Origin of the sequence: Martelella limonii (assembly GCF_013344475.1) — a bacterium.
Taxonomy (GTDB): Bacteria; Pseudomonadota; Alphaproteobacteria; order Rhizobiales; family Rhizobiaceae; genus Martelella; species Martelella limonii.
The window spans coordinates 176,336-195,407 of the sequence record NZ_JABUOU010000007.1 but is presented as its reverse complement, the minus strand read 5'-3'; the positions used below and the strand labels follow the sequence as shown (position 1 = coordinate 195,407).

The following is a 19,072-nucleotide window of genomic DNA, read 5'->3' as shown; positions in this document are numbered from 1 at the left end:
ACTTTATCAGATCATGCGCCGTCGCGGCGAAGATAGCGGCGGGAGATCGCGTCGAAGGAGATCGCGATGACCACGATGGCGCCGGATACGACCCCTTGCCAATAGGGCGAAACGCCGAACAGGACGATGATGTTCTCGATGATCGCGATTATGCAGGCGCCAAAGATCGCGCCCAGCGGCGATCCGACGCCGCCGGTCGTGGCAACCCCGCCGATAACGGCTGCGGCGATGGGTGCGAGGACCCAGGCCTGTCCAATGGAGGGCTGAGCGGTTCCGAGCCGCGCGACCATCAGCAGACCCGCGAGAGCGGACAGCATGCCGGCGAAGGTAAAGACCAGGATCCGGATGCGGTCAACGCGAATGCCCAGCATGCGGGCGGCTGCCGCATTGTTGCCAATGGCGTACATGTACCGGCCCATGGCGGTTTTCATGGTGAGGAACAGAGCAGCCACGAGGACGACGAGCATGATCAGAAACGGAACCGGAAGCCCGAAGACGTCTCCCCGGCCAAGAAACTGGATGCCCTGCGGAATGTTGGTGATGGCAACGCCCTTGGTCAGGACCAGGATCGCGCCGCCATAGATGCCTGCCGTACCGATGGTCAGGACGAGCGAATGCAGGCCGAGGGCGGTGACCAGGAAGCCGTTCAGGAAGCCTAGCGCCATGCCAAGCGCCAGCGCGAGAACGAGCGCCACGCCCCAGGGGAGCCCCGCCTGGACCATCAGCATGCCGGAGACCACGCCACACAGACCGCCTATGGTTCCAAGCGACAGGTCAAGCTCGCCCAATATCATCAGCGACGACTGCGCGATCGTCACCAGCCCGACGAAGGCGAGCCCCCGCGCAATCACCGACATGTTGTAGCCCGACAGGAAATAGGGCGAGATCAAAGCCGAAACGGCAAAGATCACGACGAGTGCCACGAAGACGCCGGCAAGCGGATTGCGGACCAGGATTGCGAGGGGGGACGATGTGCGTTTTTGAGTTGTCGGGTCAATGGACATGAAATGCCTCTGCCTTGTTGGTGGCCTGTGCGTCAGACCCGGTTCCGGTCGCAAAGATTGCGCCAACCAATGTTTCAGTATCGGTGGTGGCGGCATCGAAATCGCCGGTGATGCGCCCACCATGCATGGTGACGATCCTGCTTGCGCAACGTCTGAGTTCCGTCATCTCCGATGAGATCAGGATGATGCCGACGCCTTGCTCGGCGAGCTCTTTCATGATCCGGTAGATTTCCGCTTTCGTGCGGATGTCGATGCCCTTTGTCGGCTCGTCGAAGATCAGGATGCGCGGCGTTGTCGCCATGGCACGGCCGATGATCGCCTTTTGCTGGTTGCCGCCGGAGAGATTGGAAATCCGCTGGCCAGGGCTCGCGGCCTTGATGTCGTAATCATCGATGACCTTGCGCACCAGTGTGCGTTCCTTGCCGAAATCGATTCCGGCGGCGCCCGAGGTCAGCGACAATGCGGAAATTCCGATATTTTCCCTGAGCGATAGCAGCGGAAAAATTCCGTGATGCTTGCGTTCCTCGGACAGATACAGCATGCCGGCGCTCACCGAGGCTGCCGTGTCATTGAGACGCCACGTGCGGCCTTCCACCTCGACCTTGCCCGAGGATGCCTTGCGGAAGCCGAAAATGGTCTGCATCAGTTCCGATCGTCCAGCCCCCACCAGTCCGGCAAAACCCAGGACCTCTCCCCGGTTCAGGCGAAAGCTGATGTCGTTGAACATGTGTCCCGACAGGTGTTCTACGGTCATGATCGTGTCGGTTACGGCGCAGTTCGGGCGGAAATGTTCATCGATCGCCACCTCGCGGCCCGACATCGCCCGGATCAGGACGGCTTCGTCGATATCGGCCACCTTGCCCGCATCCACCTTCTGGCCGTTGCGCAACACGGTGTAGTCATCGCCGATCTCGAAGACTTCTTCCATCTTGTGGGAAATGAAGACGATGGCGTGGTCCCTGTCCAGAAAGCCGCGGATCACCTTGAAGATGCGCGCCACTTCGCGCGCGGTCAGAGCCGAGGTAGGCTCGTCCAGGATCAGAACCTTCATGTCCTTGTTCGTCGAAGCACGGGCAATCTGCAGAAGCTGCTGGTCGGGCACCGATATGTGCCGGACAAGGTCGGACGGCCTTGCCTCGATGCCGAACCTGTCGAGATAGGTCTGTGCCTCGGCTTCCATCCGGCGCCGGTTCACGAACGGGCCGTGTCCTGTGCGATCGAACGGCATGAACAGGTTTTCCGCCACGCTGACATCGGCGAAAAGCGACAGTTCCTGCGGAACATAGGCGATTTTCCGGAAGAGTTCCGGGTGGTCGACGGGGTTCTTTCCGTCGATCTCAATGGTTCCGGTCGTCGCCCGGTCGGAGCCGGTGAGGATTTTCACCAGCGTGGATTTTCCGGCGCCGTTTTCGCCGGCAAGAATGTGGGTTCGGCCCAGTTCCACGTCGAGATCAACATCGTCAAGCGCGGTCACGCCGGGGAAAACCCTGCTGAGGCCGCGTGCCTTGAGGTAGGTCATGTGTCCTCCTTGGAGCAGCTTGCAGATCAGTCAATTGAGAAGCATTGAAAGACGCTGGGGCGTGCACCCGCAGGTGCCGCCCTGACAACGCGGCCGGCGCAATGCCGGCCGCGGCAGACGGCTTAGCCGTCCACGTTGTCCTTGGTCAGGAATGCATTGCCGGTGTCGAGATACTGCGGAACCGGCGCGCCGGTGGCCTGGGCCCAGAGCAGCATGACCGACCAGTAGCCCTGGAGTTCCGGCTGCGACGCGGACGAGCTGTCGGCGACGCCCGAACGGATCATGTCGAGCATCTCCGGCAGGTTGTCGAGGCCGACGAGCGTGACCTGGCCCTGCTTGCCAGCTTCGATGATTGCCTGACCGATGCCGATCGGACCGGCGGCATCGGAAGCGACCCAACCCTTCAGGTTCGGATGAGCCTGCATGATGGCGGCAGCCTGCTGCTGAGCCGTCTCGATGCTGTCATTGTCGATGCCTTCGGCAACGACGGTGATGCCTTCATGCTCGGCAAACACCTCACGATGGCATTCTGCGCGGATGGCGTGGTTTGGTGCGGTCGGTACGCCCATCATGATCGCGACTTCGCCTTCGCCATCGAGGACTTCGACCAGCCGCCGCGCGGCGATCTTGGCCTGCTCGCAGAAATCAGAGCCGATATAGGGGATCGCCATGCCTTCCGGCGGAATCGAGTCGAAGATCACCAGCGGAATGTCCTGGCTCTGCGCGGCTTCAAGCGACCCGCGATTGCCCGACGGGTCGAGCAAATCGATCGCGATGCCGTCTGGGCGCGTAGAGATCGCGCTCTCCACGATCTGCACCTGCTGGACGACGTCCGCCGTCTGGGGCGCGGAGTAGACGATTTCGATATTCGCGCCGGTCTGGGCCTTCAGGGCTTCGGCAGCCATCTGCGCGCCGTCATTGACCTTGTCGAACCACGGATGGACGACCTTCGGCACGACGAGAAAGCGATAGCTGTCCTTTTTGGCAGTACCGGCTGCATCCTGAGCAGCAGCGGCCATCGGCATCGCAATGACCAATCCGGCCAGCAAAGCGGTAAGTTTCTTCATGAGATTTCCTCCCGTTCATGTTCGCCGCTCGTTTAAGCGGCCCTCCTGGCAGGGGCCTAGATCCCCCATAGCCTAGTACCGAATACATCTGTCAATTCAGAAATACAAGTGCATAGTGCAGATTGCCATGTTTCCCGGTGTAAAGCGCGAGAGCATCCGCTCGCCCGAGACCTCCGCGATGCGGCCAATGCCGCACGCGCTTGCCGAACGTGCTTGATTGACGGCCGGAATCTACGCAAACTGCAGGCGAGAGGTGCATCGGCGTGGCGCGCTGCCAGAAAGCCGGAGGGGATATGATCGGTCGGCCTGTTTCAGCGTTGCTGCTTTTGTTCTTCCTGACATCGGGCGAGATGGCAGCGTTCGCGGACGAACCGGTTCTGACGATCGTGACCGCCGACGGTGAGAAGCTTTACGACCGCGCCGCACTTGAGGCCTTGCCGCAATCGCGGATCCGCACCCATACCAGTGTTACGGACGGCCTGCAGCAATTCACCGGCCCCCTGATGCGGGACCTTCTGGCAGATGCGGGCTTTCAATCCGCCGAGGTGCGCGCCTTGGCCCTCAATGACTATGAAGTTGTCATACCGCTTTCGGATTTCGAGCGGTTCGATGTGATTGCTGCGCTCTCGATGAATGGACACGACCTGACCCCGCGCGACAAGGGGCCGGTGTGGATTGTCTATCCGCGTGATGATGACGCGGTTTTGCAGGACATACGGTACGATTATCGCTGGGTCTGGCAGCTCACGAGGCTCGAGGCGCCATGACCAGGCGCTGGCTCTGGCATTCCGGCCTGCCGCTCGCGGTGCTGCTGGTGTTTGTCGGGCTGGTGATCTTCGGCATCACGCGACTGGTTGCCATTGAAAAGACCATGCGGATCGACAATGCGACCAACATGCTCTGGGTGCTCACGCAAACCGAGATCGAAGCGTTGCGGATGAAGGCGGTGCTGCTGGAAACGCCGGTATCGCAGGAAAGGGTTCTCCGGCAGTTCGATCTTCTCTCAAGCCGTCTCGATCTGCTGTTACAGGGGCCGCAGCTGCGTTATCTGGAGGAACGCAGTCTTTTGGAAGAAGTGCGATCGAAAACCGCAGAGATTGCGCGGCTCGATCCTGCGCGTACCAGTCCGGACTCCGCAAATCCGACGGCACTTGCGAATGTCCTGGATAGCCTTGAGCGTACGCTGAACCGCGCTGCCAATCGCACCATGGTGGTCGAGTGGGAGGCGCTTTCGCAGCGGCTCGAGCTTTATCGCAGCGCGGTCGCGCAGGTTGTGTATTCGCTTGTGGGCGGTGTGGTTGCCGCTCTTTATCTTGCCTGGCGGGTGGTGGCGGACCAGCGGCTGCGCCAGGAACTTGACCGTGAACGTGCGACAGTGGCCTATTGGCGCGATTTCGCCGCTGTTGTCTCGCATCAGTTTCGCACACCCCTTGCCGTTATCGACAGCGCCGCGCAACGCCTTTTGCGGCGCGGCCGCAGTCTGGAACAGGAGGCGCTGGCCGAGAAGCAGAAAACCATCCGCGATATGGTTGCCTCGCTTGACCGGCTGGTGGACGCCGCCCTCCTGATCGGGCAGCTCGATCATGGCCTGCGCGCGATCGATGTGGCCGCCACGGATCTGGTGCAGGCCGTTGGCGATCTGGTGGAAGACTTGCAGATGCGGCTGCAGCCGCGCATCATCACCTTTGAAAGCGAGCGCGACGCGATGGTAGCTCTTTGCGATCGCCGGCTGGTCGCGCATATCCTGATCAACCTTGTCGACAATGCGTCGCAATATTCGCCTTCCGATACGCCTGTTGAGATTTCGCTGAAAGCAGGCCTGGGTGAAATCGGCTGCGTTGTCAGGGATCACGGCGATGGCATTGCCGAGGCCGATGTCGAAATGCTGTTTGAACGTTTCCGGCGCGGCGCCGGCCGGCTTTCCGGTGACGGGACAGGCATCGGGTTGTGGACGGCCTATCGGTTGGCAGAACTGATGGATGGTCGCATCTCTGTGGAGAGCAGGAAGGGAGAAGGAGCGGCTTTCACATTGTGGCTGCCGGAATATCTTGGTGACGGGGGTGGCGTTGAACAACAAGGCGAGAATTCTGGTTTGTGAAGACGAGCCTGCGCTGCGCAATGATATTTGTGCGGAACTTGTCGAGGCCGGCTATGAAGCAGTCGGGGTTCGCGATGGGAATGACGCTCTTGCCTTTCTGGCGGAAGGTCGCCCTGATCTGATCCTCTGCGATATTGCCATGCCGGTTCTCGACGGGCGCGGACTGCTTGACCGTATCCGGGACGATAGGCCCGACCTCTCGACAGTCCCGTTCCTGTTTCTGACAGCTTTCAGCGATCGGCAGGACATCATCGCGGGAAAGCTCGGCGGGGCGGATGACTATCTGGTCAAGCCGGTCGACTATGAAATGCTGCTGGCGACCGTTTCCGCGCATTTGCGGCTTGTCAGCCGGGTAGAAATCGCCGTCAACGATCGTCTGGCACAAACGCGAGAGGCTCTGGGTTCAGCCGAAAACGGCCACTATTCTGCCCTTGAATGTCTGGCGCAGGCGCTGGTCATTGTCGATCGCGAGGCACATGTCCTATACGCCAATCCCAAGGCCAGAAGCTTAGCCTGCATCGGCGCCGGGCTGCAGCTCGATCGGGCGCTCTCGCTGTCAAAAAACAACGCGCTGTTCATCGATGCGCTTGCCGAAGTGATGGCGGATGAAACAGGCATGGTGAGATCGGTCATCGTGACAGCGCCGGAGCGCGATCGCGAGATGATCTTGCTGATCGGCCGGATTGCGGCCGTGGAAGGCGTCCAACGGGCAGCGCTCGTTGTGATTGCCGACCCCGGAACCCGGTCGATACCGGAGCCCGACTTGTTGCAAGCAGCCCTGAACCTGACCCCAAAGGAGGCCGAGCTCGCAGCGCTTCTCGCCAAGGGACTGCGCAGCGAGGAAATAGCCGATGTCATGGGTGTATCGTCGACGACGGTTTCGTATCACCTCAAGAACCTGTTCGCCAAGACGCAGACCAACAGGCAAAGCGATCTTGTTGTGTTCATTCTCTCACTTTGTGCGCTTTCCCCCTCCAGATAGAGGGGGCATCAATTCCCAAACGACGCTTTAATCCCGTCTTGCCTTTGAAAATGCCAGGGGATGTGGCGCGCGCATGTGGGATTTTTCATTCGCTAGAAGCATGGCGCTGATGGGCCGCACTGCACCTTTCGTGCTGATGCGGGTTGTTGTCTATTTCGCCATTGCCGCACTTTTTGTGGCGGTCACCGGCACGGGTGCCGGGATTGGCTATTCTGTCGCAAGTTTCGGCGATGCGGAGCAGCGCGCGACCGGCGCCCTCTGGGGTGGCGGCATTGGCCTGGCGTTAACCGCTGGCGTCATCTACATGCTGCGCGAATATCTCCTCTACATGGTCAAGGCCGGACATATCGCGGTGATGGTCGAGCTGCTGGATGGACGCGACATTCCGGCGGGACAGGGGCAGATTGCCTATGCCCGCAGGATTGTCGCGAACCATTTCGGCCAGTCTTCCGTCCTGTTTGGCCTGGACCAGCTCGTCAAGGGCGTCATCAGCGTCGTGACCGGGCTTGTAGAAGGCATTGTATCCCTTATTCCGATCCCAGGGCTGAACGGTCTGGCGGGACTTTTGCGGGCCTATCTGAAGATTGCCGTCGGGCTTCTCGATGAAGTCATCCTGGCGCATAATTTCCGCCATCGCTCCGACAATCCCTGGGCTTCGGCGCAAGAGGCGCTGGTGCTTTATGGCCAGAATGCAAAGCCGATGATGATCAATGCGTCCTGGGTGGCGCTGTTTGTCTATGGGCTCTCGTTCATCGTGTTCCTGCTCATGCTCGCGCCTGCTGCAGCCGTGGTCTACCTCATTCCCGGAGCCTGGTCGGCGGGTGGTTTCGTGTTCGCCCTGCTGTTTGCCTGGGCGGTCAAGGCCGCGCTGATCGAGCCCTTTGCCATTGCCTGCCTGTTGCAGGCCTTCTTCAAGGTCACGGACGGACAGAAGCCCGATCCGGCATGGCAACACCAGCTTGATCAGGCATCGGGGAAATTCAGGAGGTTGGGTGAGCGCGCGACGACATGGGTCGGCGCGGGCTTTGGCTCCAGACCGCGCGGGCAAGCGGCCCGATGAACATCATATCCGGAGGACACATCTTGAAAACGCTGGTTTCTATTCTGCTTGGCATTGCGACACTTTGTGCGACTTCGCTGAACGCTGCAGCAGAAGACGCGGGCCGCACCATCATCGTCATGGACGGATCGGGCTCGATGTGGGGGCAGATCGACGGGGTTCCCAAGCTTGAAATCGCGCGCAAGGCGGTCGCCGATCTCGTCGGCGAGATCGGGCCGGAGCGCGAAGTCGGGCTTGTTGCCTACGGTCATCGCACCAGGGGCGATTGCTCCGACATCGAAGTCATGGTGCAGCCGGCGCCCGGCGCGGGTGGCGATATCGTCGCTGCGGTCAATGCCATGCGTTTCCAGGGGCGCACGCCCTTGAGCGATGCGGTGCGTCAGGGCGCGGAGGCGCTCCGCATTACCGAGAACCCGGCGACACTCGTGCTGGTGACGGATGGCCTTGAAACCTGCGGTGCGGATCCATGCGCGCTCGGCAACGAACTGGAAGCGGCGGGGATCGATTTCACCGCCCATGTCGTTGGCTTCGGGCTTTCCAAGGATGACGGTGCCAAGGTTGCCTGTCTGGCGGAGAATACCGGTGGCCGATATATCCAGGCGGGCAATGCGGACGCCCTTTCGGCGGCACTCGCGCAAACCGTTCTCGAGGAAAAGCCGCCTGCACCAAAACCCGTGGCTGCACTGCCGAAGGCAAGCCTTGAGGCGCCTGCATCCGCGCCGATCACCACCACCATCACGGTCGTCTGGCAAGGGCCGGCCGGCCCGGACGACTATGTCGATATCGTTCCGGCAAACCAGCCGGCAACCCGGTCGCTGAACTGGGCCTATACACGCGATGGGCAACCTTCCGTGGTGAGAATGCCAGCGAGCCCCGGAGACTATCTGTTGCGCTATGTCTGGGCGAGCGCTCAGGGGGATGAGGTGGTGGCAACCCTGCCGATTGCCGTGACGGAGGCCGAATTCGCCCTCGATGCACCGGTCTCCGCCGAACAGGGCGCGGTGATCACCGTCCATTGGCAGGGACCCGGCAATGAGGGCGACTATATCGATGTGGTCGAAGCCGGTGCTGAGCGCACCAGTTCCGAGCTGTCCTACACCTATGCCAGCGCCGGAAATCCGCTTGAGATCCAGGTGCCGATCAGCATTGGACAATATGATCTGCGCTACATCGTGCAAGGAACGGAGGCGCGCGCGATCGGCCTTGCGGTGCCTCTTACGGTCATGCCGACAACAGCGCGTCTGATCGCACCCGATCAGGTCCAGCCGGGCGCAGAATTTCCTGTTCGCTTCAGCGGGCCAAACAGCTCCGGCGACTGGGTCGATCTAGTGACGCCGGGCTTTGATGCGTTCAGTGGTGAACTCACCTATTTTTACACCCGCGACACGCGTGGCAATGAAAATACGCTGACCGCGCCGGATGCACCGGGACGTTACGAACTGCGGTATATCGTCGAAGGCCATGATGGCCGGGCTGTGCTGGCGCGCCGGCCGCTTGAGGTCAGCCCATCCGCGCCTGCCCGCCTTGCCTTGCCGCCAGCCGAAGATGCCGACGCGATGCCGTCCGACCAGATGACCCTGGAATCCGGGGAGCTGGACGCAGGACGTCTGGAGCCGGATTCGATGCAGGATATCGGCCTCGGCGACGATGTCGCCTATGTCTGCAAGGGGGCCGCCTTCTGCCCGTTTACGGACCGGCAAACCGGTCTGTCATTCATGCTGCCGGATGGCTGGATTACAGATTTCCCGACGACCGAGGCTTGGACAACCGGTGGCGAGCCGGGTCTGCCGCGCATGAATTTCATGAAGAGTGCCGGAGATACGATTGAGACGATCGTGCTCAATCCGCACCAGTGGATCGCCAGCAACGGACCATGCCAGGAGGTCTCGATGGGGCAGCTTTGCTATTTCGAAAGCAATGACCCGACGATCGCGGCGATTGCTGCCTTTATTGCGCAGACGCTGAACTTTGCGCCGCCTGCCGGCATGACCGGCGATATGGACCCGACCCATGGGCCGGATGAGGTGTTGCCGGCGGAAAAGATCGGCTACCGGTGCGAACAGGATGGCTTGCCCTGTGTTTTCGTCGATCAGGCAACCGGCATAGCCTTTCCGCTGCCGCCGCGCTGGTTCACCGACATCCCATGGCTGGAACCGGCCCCTGCGGGTGGCATCAGTGATCGGCCGCATATGATATTCTACAGCCCGATGGAAGTCCCTGACATTATTGCGCTCAATCCGGACGGCTGGGATGAGCAGGCAGGCCCTTGTGCGTCGTTTCGCTATGGCATCGCCTGCATGACCGGTGCGGGCGATCCTGCAAACCGGGCTGCATTCGATCTGGTAACCGACAAGATCCGGTTGACAAGGCCGCAAGACGCCGCAGCAGACACCAACACTCTGCCGGATCCGGCCGCAGCCGTTTCCAAGCTGGCGGAGCAATTGAAAGGTCAGGACCCGGCGGCAGCGGCAAGCGCCGAGGCTCTGGCCTCCGCAATGACCGCGATGGCCGCGATGGGAAAGGATGGCAGCAGTTCCGGCGATCCATCTGCCGTTCTGGGCGTGCTGCTCGGCGCGATAGAGGCGCAGCAAGCGACGCCCGCACCGACATCGCGAGGCACCGTTCTGCGTCGCTGCCCGATAGAGGCCGACTGTACGTTTCAGCAGCCCGATCTGGGGATATCAGGGGCCCTGCCTGCAGGGTGGTCGGTCGAGGTTGCGGCACGCGGGAGCGACGGGCGGATTTCGACATGGTTCACCGATCAGGACCCGGCGGGAAACCGGAAGCGGCTTGGCCTGAACCAGCCCGGCGGAAGTGATTGCGAAGTCACGGCGCTCGGTTCGCTCTGCTATTTCAGTGCCTACATTTCCACCGGCGAGTTCGACCTGATCAGAGGCAGCCTCACCGGCAGTGCCCAGGCGGGGTCAGGTCGCGCGCTTGTCCTTCCAAAACCGGGGCAGGGCGTTGATGCCGATGCCTTCGAGGCGCTCCGCCGCCAGCTGACGGGGAATTGATATGCGCGTATTGATCGCAATGCTGATCGCCGCCTGTCTTGGATCAACGTCTTCTGCTCAGATCGGCTGCCCGCCAATGGTGGTGCTGATCGAAGAGGGCGTCAGGGTCGATTTCGTCAGTGCCGATCCGGCAATGCTGGCTGCTCTTGATACCGAGGCCGCCTTGCGGCCGGAGGGCTCGACCATGTTCGTGATAAGCAAGGGCAAACCCGCGCAATGGGCACCACCCGATACCCGCCCGGATGAGCTCGCGGTGATGGCTGCAACGGATGACATCCGCTACGAAGGGCCAACCCTTTGCCGACCGAAGAGCAAGGTCTTCAAGGCAGGCGTTCCGGTGGAGGGCCCGCAACCGAAAAGCGGCAGATGGCGTGCCGAAGTGGGGCCTGCCAGCATTGAAGGCTGCCCGGCCCAGTTTCAGGATATGATCGCCAGCCGCGCAGGTATTCTGGATGCGATGAACCAGGGGGAGAGAACGCTGCAGTTTTCGCCGCCATTCCATCCCTCGCAGCTGGAAATGTCAGAGGCGGCGGGGCTCAAGTGGAAGACTTCGGGAAAGGGGTGGATCACCAATTTCGTTCCACCGATGGAACAGGCAGAAGGCGCGAGCAGCGATGTGACGCTGTTCATGCAGGTCACGAACCCTGACCGCATCGACCTGTCCACCAGCATCGTCATCAAGCTGCCCGCGATCGCTGCCGCCATGCTTGGAGTAGGGCCGCAGGGATGCCGGATCGACCGAGACGGAGCCTGGATCCGGATCGCAGACTGAAAGTCATGCGTTGCGGGCGGGAGTGCTTCGAAACGCGCTGCGCGATGCCGGCTGTCATGAAGCCGGCATCTTTGTCGACCGTGTCCTGCAGTCAGGATGGGCAGACCTTGCCCGCGTGGAAATGGCTGTCGCAAAAAGCGAGCGCTTCATCAGGGTGCACTGTCTGTGGAGAAAATCAAACGCGACTTTTCAGCAGTCGTCCTGATCGTTTCTGCATTCAAAATCATCAAATCCGCCAAACGGAATTGAATTGACGATTCAGTCTTTTCGGAGACCTTTCCTGGTACCGAAGAAATATAATGTGGCGCGATTGAGGTCGGTCTGCCATCTTTCTCACATTGCTAATAAATATATTAGGGTGCGAAACGTGGATAAGAAGCGGCACTATATATCGGTCAGCCAGGTTGATCCGAAACAGGTTCGCAAACACGTGGCCGGCAAGAGGCGATGGATTGCATCGTCACTTCTGTTTCATTCCACGGCTCTTGCCGGAACGCTTGCCGGTGTTCCCATGCCGTTTTATTCCCGTGGCTACACCCGCGCCTATGCGTCGGTGACGTGCGAACCGTCCTGGGTGACGACCGAAACGGCTTCAAACATAGACAAGGATCAGTTTGAGAGCAGAAACAGCGACATTGCTTCGCAGACAATCAGCTGCACGATTTCTTCCGGGACTTTGACAACGACGCAATATGCCTATGGCGGTGCCTATATGGCGCTCATCAATCCAGGCGATGGCGGCGGGAGCGATACCTACCGCGGTCAGACCTATGGCGTGCATTCCAACTGGGCGTGGTCGGGCTTTGGTGTGAAGGTCACCAATAGCGCGACGGTCACGGTGAGCGAGGCTGGCGACACCGATCTGCTTTTTGCCCCTGGAGATGAGATTCCCTACAGCAATCTGCGTATCGGCAGAACCCAGTCCAACGGGCTGAATGCGGTGTCGCTCGGCGCGCTCAACTGGAGCGGGACCGACACGAACAAGGAGACCGGGGCCGGGGATGGCGGCAATGTTTCCATCATAAGCTCCGGGGATGTCTCAAGCTTGGTGGGCGGCGGCATTTTCGCGCTCTCACAAGGAGGGGCCACGCGCGATTCCCATGACAAGGATGCCAATGCAGGTCAGGGGGGTGCCGTCTCCGTGCATTCAACCGGAACGGTGTCCGGCGCCACCTTCGGCATTGCCGCGCTGAGCCTTGGCGGTCCGGCCACCTATTCGGGTTCGGGCGATTACACCTCGAGCGGATATGCCTTGCCCGTTTCGGTCTACACATCGAAATCCGTCTACGCCACCAAGAGCGGGCCGGCCATTCTGGCCGCTTCATATGGCGGCAATACACCCTATAACACCAATAGCTTCGAGACAGGCCCCGGTGGCGATGGCGGCGGGAGCAGTTCCGTCGATGTAGAAAATCCGAATGCAACGGCTGCCGAGGTTCAGGTCGGTTCAGCGCAAACGCCGATGGCGGGCAAGATCACCACACAGTCTGCCGGTGCGGTTTACCTTGGAACCGTCTATCAGAGCGTTCAGCTCACCCGTAAAACCGGTGCGGCGATCATGGCGATCTCGCGATCGGGCGATGGCCTGCCGGGTGGCGGCAAGAAGGCGATGGAGGGGTTCAACGCATCGCCGGTTGCCGTGACGGTCTACGGGGCGTCATCGACCCTGCTTGATTCCCAAGGCGACTACTCTCCCGGCATTCTCGCCGTCAGCCAGGGCGGCACCTCGTATGAAAGCACCAAGGATGGACGGGAAGCGCCAGGCGGCGGTGGTGCTAACGTCAATGTCAAGCTCACCGGCGGCGGGCAGATCATAACCCACGGCGATACTTCAAGCGCCATTATCGCCCAATCTCTGGGCGGCGGTGGATCATCGACCTACAAGGGTGAAAACGGGTGGGGCGGTCTCGCCCAGATCGTGACCGTAGCCAATGATTTCGGTCTCACCACATACGGCGATCATTCGCACGGCATCATTGCGCAATCGGCATCTGCGGCAGATGGCGATGGGATCTATACGAATTCGGATGGTGGGACGCTCACCTGGGGCGATACGAGCGCAAACGGTTCGACCAGCGATGACGTTACTGTGACCAATACGGGCAACATCACGGTTCATGGCATCGATTCCCACGGCATAGTGGCGCAATCGATCGGCGGCGGTGGCGGGTTGCTTGAATCTGCCGGAAGCGTGCCCACGACGAGCCTGACGTATGGCACTGCCGTAGCAAGCCCCTATGACGGCCAGACGGTCGGCGGGCAGAATTCCGGTTCGGTGCCTGGCACGGTGACGGTCACCAACAAGGGCAATATTTCGACGTATGGCGGTTATGCCGGGGCAAAAACTGCGGCCAGCAGCTCCGACCAGACGGAACTGGGCGGCGGGATCGCCATTCTCGCGCAGTCGATCGGCGGCGGCGGCGGCACCAACAGTGGCACCGGCTCGACGGGCGCGATCGGAGCGGGCACGAGCTCAAGTTCGGCCGTCAAGAGCAGCAGCGACAGTGCCACGTCGGGCAGCAATGGCGGCACGGTCGACGTCCACAATTATGGCAATCTGAGCACGGTGGGCTCGGAAGCGCACGGCATCGTCGCCCAATCGATCGGCGGCGGCGGCGGTCAGGGGCGCAACAAGAAGGGCCTGTTTCACACGGTCGGCGGCGCCGGCGGTCCCGGGGGTGATGGCGGAAGCGCTCTGATCATAACCGAGAGCGGCACGTCCATCTCTGTTGCCGGCGACTATGCGATGGGGATGATTGCCCACTCCGTTGGCGGTGGTGGTGGTGCCGGTGGTCAGGCCACGGCCTGGGGCATCGGCTTTTCAAGCGCCACCGGTGGAAGCGGCGGTGCGGGAGGAGAGGGCGGTTCCGCGCAGGTCACGCAATATGGTTCCGGGACCAAAGGTGCGTCCGGCTACAGCATCGTGTCGACCAAGGGCGATCACGGAACCGGCATGCTGGTGCAGTCGATCGGCGGCGGCGGCGGCGTTGGCGGCAATGGCAAATCGACCGCTGCCGGTCTCGGCATTGCCATTTCGATTGCGCATGGCGGCACGGGCGCTTATGGCGGTGATGGCGGCGAGGCAAAGGTCTATACCAACGGCGTGGTTTCGACGTCCGGGACCGATGCCCAGGGCATCGTCGTCCAGTCGATCGGCGGTGGCGGCGGTTCGGGTGGCCAGGCGTCCTCAAAAGCGATTTCCGCGGGCGTTCCCTTCGATGAAGAGGGCAACACGGTTTCGCTTTCTGTATCCGTTGCCCATGGCGGCAATGCTGGTGCCGGTGGCGATGGCGGCACGGCAAACGCGCATATCTACAAGACCTCAAGGGTTGTCACCACCGGCGACGGAGCGGGCGGCCTCGTCGTCCAATCGATCGGCGGCGGCGGCGGCAATGGCGGCGATGCGACCGCCAGCTCTGTCGCTAAATCGATCACCTCCTGGCTGGCTGAAGACGAGGAGGCCGTGGATGCCGGCACGGATTTTGCGGTCTCGGTGAATTCCTATGTAGGCGGTTCCGGCGGCATCGGCGGGGTCGGCGGCACGGTCAGCGTCAGCCATTATGGCGCGATCAGCACGACGGGCAGCTATGCTGATGCCATCCTGGCGCATTCGATCGGCGGCGGCGGCGGCAATGCCGGAACGGGCTCCGGCTCGACGAAGGCCGCGAATGGCATCAAGTCGGCGGCGCTGAATATCGGTCTGGGAGCCGATGGTGGTTCAGGCAATGATGGCGGCAGTGTCGATGTCCACATGGATGATGCCGGGGCCTCACTCTACACCGGCGGTCATGTGTCACGCGGGATATTCGCCCAGTCGATCGGCGGCGGCGGCGGTTCGTCTTCCGGCGGCGGCGGGAGCGGCGATGCCGACTGGGCCCTCACGATCGGCCTTGGCGCGAAGGGGTCGGCAGGCGGCGATGGCGGCGCGGTGAGCATTTCAAGCGAAGGCACGATCACCACAAAGGGAGACTGGTCGGATGCCATTCTCGCCCAGTCGATCGGCGGCGGCGGCGGTGCGGCCGGTTCCGGGAAGAGTTCTCTTTCGATCAAGGAGGACGAGGATGACGACGACGATGATGATGATGACGACAGCGACGACGCGGCGGAAGCGACGCAACTGTCCATGGCCGCGGTTGCATCGTCGGATGACGACGACGACGATGACGGTGGTGATGATGACAGCGACGACGACAGCGACGACAAAACGCTGACATTCGGCGTAACCGTCGGTTCGACCGGTGGAGCGGGCGGAGCCGGTGGAACCGTGACCATCGGCGAGGATGGTTCCGGAACGATTGTCGGGACCGGCACAATCCATACCTATGGCACGATGTCGTCCGGCATTGTCGCGCAGTCGATCGGCGGCGGCGGCGGCGCGGTCGCGATTTCGTCCGGCAGCGACGATTCCGACGACAGCAGTTCTTCCAGTGCGTCGGGCAGCTCCGACAGCAGCAGTTGCGATAGCGCGTCCAGCGCGAGCAGTTCGGATAGCGACTCCGACGACAAGGATAGCTGCGCCACGCTCACCATCGGCTCGGCAGGGGGAAGCGGCGGCGATGGCGGCGATGTCTCGGTTTACGCCGGCAGCATCTATACCGGCGGATTCGCATCCCACGGCGTGGTTGCCCAGTCGATTGCCGGCGGCGGCGGCATCGGGTTTTCGTCGGGACTTGCCATTTCCAAGGTCAAGATCGGCCTCGGCGGAACGTCGGTTGGCAGCGCCGGAACGGCCGGCACTGTAACCGTCAAGACGCTCTCGGATACCCAGATCGTGACCAAGGGCGATGGCTCGCAGGGCATCATTGCCCAGTCCATCGGCGGCGGCGGCGGTCTCGTCAGTGTGGCGCTTGGCACAGCCAACGCGGTCAATGACGACACCATATCCAACGTGTTGAGCGCGACCTTAGGGTCCGACGACGGATCGGGTGACGCCCATGGCGGCGCGGTCAGTATCTCGCATTCCGGCAAGATCAGAACATATGGCACACGCTCTGTCGGTATTGTCGGCCAGTCGATCAGTGGCGGCGGCGGCTTCCTGACGGCCGCTTCGACGGTCACCGACAAGATGACGTTCATCAAGGAACAGGCGCCCAACAGCGCAGACAAGGTGAGCGTCACCGTCGAAGGCGACGCCTCTATCGTCACCTCCGGCGACGGCGCTTTCGGCGTTCTGGCGCAAACGGTTTCCGGCGGCGGTGGGGTGGCGGGCGATCTGGCGCAGAAGCTCAATGCCACCTACGGCTATTACGGCGGCCTCTCGAGCGGATCGAATTTCTACTATACCGATAGCGGCAACGCCGAAAGCGCAGGAACCGTCGACGTTTCGGTCGCATCAGGGGCATCCGTCTATACCACCGGCAAATATGCCCACGGGATCGTGGCGCAGGCCATTGGCGGATCGGGCGGCATCTTCACCCAGAACGGCAAGACCTATGCGGGAACACTCGGCCGCTTCAACAATACCGAAGGCGATCGTGCGGACGGCAACACGATGACCGGCTCGCTGGCCGTGACGGTCGACGGCTCGGTCACGGCGAAGGATCCGACGGCGTGGGGCGTATGGGCGCAGACGACCAGCCCGACCATGACGCTGACGATCAACAAGGGCGGGTCGGTGACGGGATCGGGCGCTTCGGCGACGAATGGCGATTTCCTGGGCGGTGCGGTCTATGCGTCAGGTGCGGCGACGACCAGCATCACCCATAACAATTACGGCACGCTGAGCGGCAATCTGCTGCACCACACATTCGCGACGCCGTCTTCGTCTGCGGCTGACGGCGCGGTAAAGATGGCGGCTTTGGGTGGTACCAGCCTGTTGCTCAACCAGGGCACGGGCACGTTCGTGACCGGTGCGATCGCTGATGTCGATGGCGTTCTCAACGCCGGCAGCATCAATCCCGGCGGCGCGTGGAACACGATTTCCACGACCTTTACCGGCGATCTTCTGGGTGTCGGTACCAAAGCCGATGGCAGCGCCTATGATGTCGCCGATCTCGGCCTTTCGACCACGTTTTCGCCCTTCAGCTACTTCAAGCGCAGCGACAGGTTCGACTGGCGGACGGATACGTCCAGCAGCGGCGGGCTTTTGACAGATGTCGATGTCGACATGGAAAACGGCACTGCTGATAGAGTGCTGATCGAGGGCGATTTCGCCGGTACCTGGGGCGTTGATGTCAACGCCAATGCGCTGCTTCCGAAGACACGCACCGAGTTTCTGAAGGCTGAAGGGGCAGATATGTCGGCGATCACGGCGCTGTCCTCGCTGGTCTTCGATTTCACCGAGGTCACCAAATCGTCCGAGGGCTGGCAAGGTTTCTCCGTTGACGATGCGCATTTCACCGGCAATGGCGTTTCGCTCGGCAAGAATGCCGGCGAAGTCTCGAAGGCGATGCAGCAGTCCTGGGACAAAATCTCCGACGGCAGCGCGAGTGAACTGAAATTTGACACGGACGAGATCTCGCTCGGACAGGCGTTCGGTGCGTTCCATCAGTCCGAGCCGGAAACCTTCTCCGACATGCTGCTGGAGCTCGACTCGCAGACGGCGGCCGCGCCATTGGCGGCTTCGCCCTCTGCCGCAATCGCAGCCGCCAGCAGCGTGCTGTCTTGCCCGGCCTTCGAGACGACCGGTGTGATGATGGATGAGGGGTCTTGCGTTTGGAGCCGCGCGCTTGGCGGCGAGACGACGCAGGAGGCGCACGGCGATGCGCGCGGCTACACGCAATCGGTCGGCGGCTTGCAGTTCGGCGGCCAGACGGAAATCAGCGATGGCTGGTTCCTGGGCTCAGCGCTTTCCTATGAGAATAGCTGGTTCCGCGATGACAGCGGCTCGGAAAAGATGGACCAGCAGTCCTTTACCGGCGCGGTTGCGCTGAAGCGGGAAATGGGGCCCTGGCTCCTCGGCCTGGTCGCGGGCGCGGGTTACAATTCCGGCGATTCCAAGCGTTACATCAATCTCGACACACTCTCCGCCACGGCGCGGGGCGAGCCGGATTCCGCGATGCTCTTTGCCCGGTTCCGCGCATCCTATGAAGTGGCTTTCGGCGATCAGTATTACATGCGCCCGAGGGTCGATTTCGATGTCATCAACATGCAGCAGTTCGGCTATACTGAAACCGGCGCCGGTGCGTTGAACCTGATGGTCGACGGCAATTCCGATACCGCCTTCGGCGTGACGCCGGGGATCGAGTTCGGCGTGCGAATCCCGTTCAAGGAGGACTGGCCGGCGCGGCTTTACGGCGATCTCGGCGTTACGTTCCTGTCGTCGGACGCCTGGGAGACCACCGCGCGTTTTGCAGGCCTGTCCTCAATGGACAGTTTCTCGACCTTCACGCCGATTGCCGATACCGTCGGGCATGTCTCGCTCGGGCTCGATCTTGCAAAGCGCCAGGGCATGGAGCTGAAATTCCAGTACGACGGTGCGTTTGCCGACGACTATCAGTCGCATGTCGGCTCCGTACGCTTCGGCTACCGGTTTTGATGAAGCGGGCCTTTTAGGAGAAGCTGGAGAGCGGCAAGAATGTCCTCTCTCTCTTACCCGCAAAACTCCCGGCATGCCG

10 protein-coding genes are annotated in these 19,072 nt (G+C 61.7%); 7 read left to right on the top strand and 3 right to left on the bottom strand.

Annotated features, from left to right (window positions below; translation table 11 throughout):
- Window positions 1–11: 11 nt before the first annotated feature.
- From HPQ62_RS15295 to HPQ62_RS15285, 3 genes are all read right to left on the bottom strand, one after another.
- The gene (locus tag HPQ62_RS15295) at window positions 12–1,004 is read right to left on the bottom strand and encodes an ABC transporter permease (protein ID WP_174803432.1); all 993 of its coding nucleotides are present in this window, start codon (window positions 1,002–1,004) and stop codon (window positions 12–14) included.
- Window positions 994–2,523 carry a sugar ABC transporter ATP-binding protein gene (locus tag HPQ62_RS15290; RefSeq protein ID WP_174803431.1) on the bottom strand — a complete coding sequence of 510 codons (1,530 nt, stop codon included), beginning with the start codon at window positions 2,521–2,523 and terminating at the stop codon, window positions 994–996. The genes HPQ62_RS15295 and HPQ62_RS15290 overlap by 11 nt, the downstream gene beginning before the upstream one ends.
- A 122-nt stretch (window positions 2,524–2,645) precedes the next feature.
- Window positions 2,646–3,590: a substrate-binding domain-containing protein gene (locus HPQ62_RS15285; RefSeq protein ID WP_174803430.1), complete on the bottom strand. Its 945-nt coding sequence runs from the start codon at window positions 3,588–3,590 to the stop codon at window positions 2,646–2,648.
- A gap of 293 nt (window positions 3,591–3,883) precedes the next feature.
- Between HPQ62_RS15285 and HPQ62_RS15280 the strand changes: the two genes are divergently transcribed.
- The 7 genes from HPQ62_RS15280 (at window position 3,884) to HPQ62_RS15250 (ending at window position 18,993) form a co-directional block, all read left to right on the top strand.
- Window positions 3,884–4,357, top strand: coding sequence for a putative pterin-binding protein (locus HPQ62_RS15280; protein WP_174803429.1), 474 nt, complete (start codon window positions 3,884–3,886; stop codon window positions 4,355–4,357).
- Between the two features lie 170 nt (window positions 4,358–4,527).
- Window positions 4,528–5,688 (top strand): sensor histidine kinase, encoded by a 1,161-nt coding sequence (locus HPQ62_RS15275; RefSeq protein WP_174803428.1) that lies wholly within the window; start codon window positions 4,528–4,530, stop codon window positions 5,686–5,688.
- Window positions 5,657–6,670, top strand: a complete 1,014-nt coding sequence (locus tag HPQ62_RS15270; RefSeq protein WP_174803427.1) for a response regulator — start codon at window positions 5,657–5,659, stop codon at window positions 6,668–6,670. Before HPQ62_RS15275 ends, HPQ62_RS15270 begins: the two co-directional genes overlap by 32 nt.
- 73 nt (window positions 6,671–6,743) lie before the next feature.
- Complete coding sequence (locus HPQ62_RS15265; RefSeq protein ID WP_174803426.1) at window positions 6,744–7,730, top strand: hypothetical protein; 987 nt, start codon at window positions 6,744–6,746, stop codon at window positions 7,728–7,730.
- Window positions 7,731–7,753: 23 nt separating this feature from the next.
- The gene (locus HPQ62_RS15260; protein ID WP_244629717.1) at window positions 7,754–10,744 is read left to right on the top strand and encodes a vWA domain-containing protein; all 2,991 of its coding nucleotides are present in this window, start codon (window positions 7,754–7,756) and stop codon (window positions 10,742–10,744) included.
- Window positions 10,745–10,820: 76 nt separating this feature from the next.
- Window positions 10,821–11,516 carry a hypothetical protein gene (locus tag HPQ62_RS15255; protein WP_174803424.1) on the top strand — a complete coding sequence of 232 codons (696 nt, stop codon included), beginning with the start codon at window positions 10,821–10,823 and terminating at the stop codon, window positions 11,514–11,516.
- A gap of 511 nt (window positions 11,517–12,027) precedes the next feature.
- Entirely contained in the window at window positions 12,028–18,993 is a 6,966-nt protein-coding gene (locus tag HPQ62_RS15250; protein ID WP_244629716.1) for an autotransporter outer membrane beta-barrel domain-containing protein, read from the top strand.
- The last annotated feature ends 79 nt before the right edge of the window (window positions 18,994–19,072 follow it).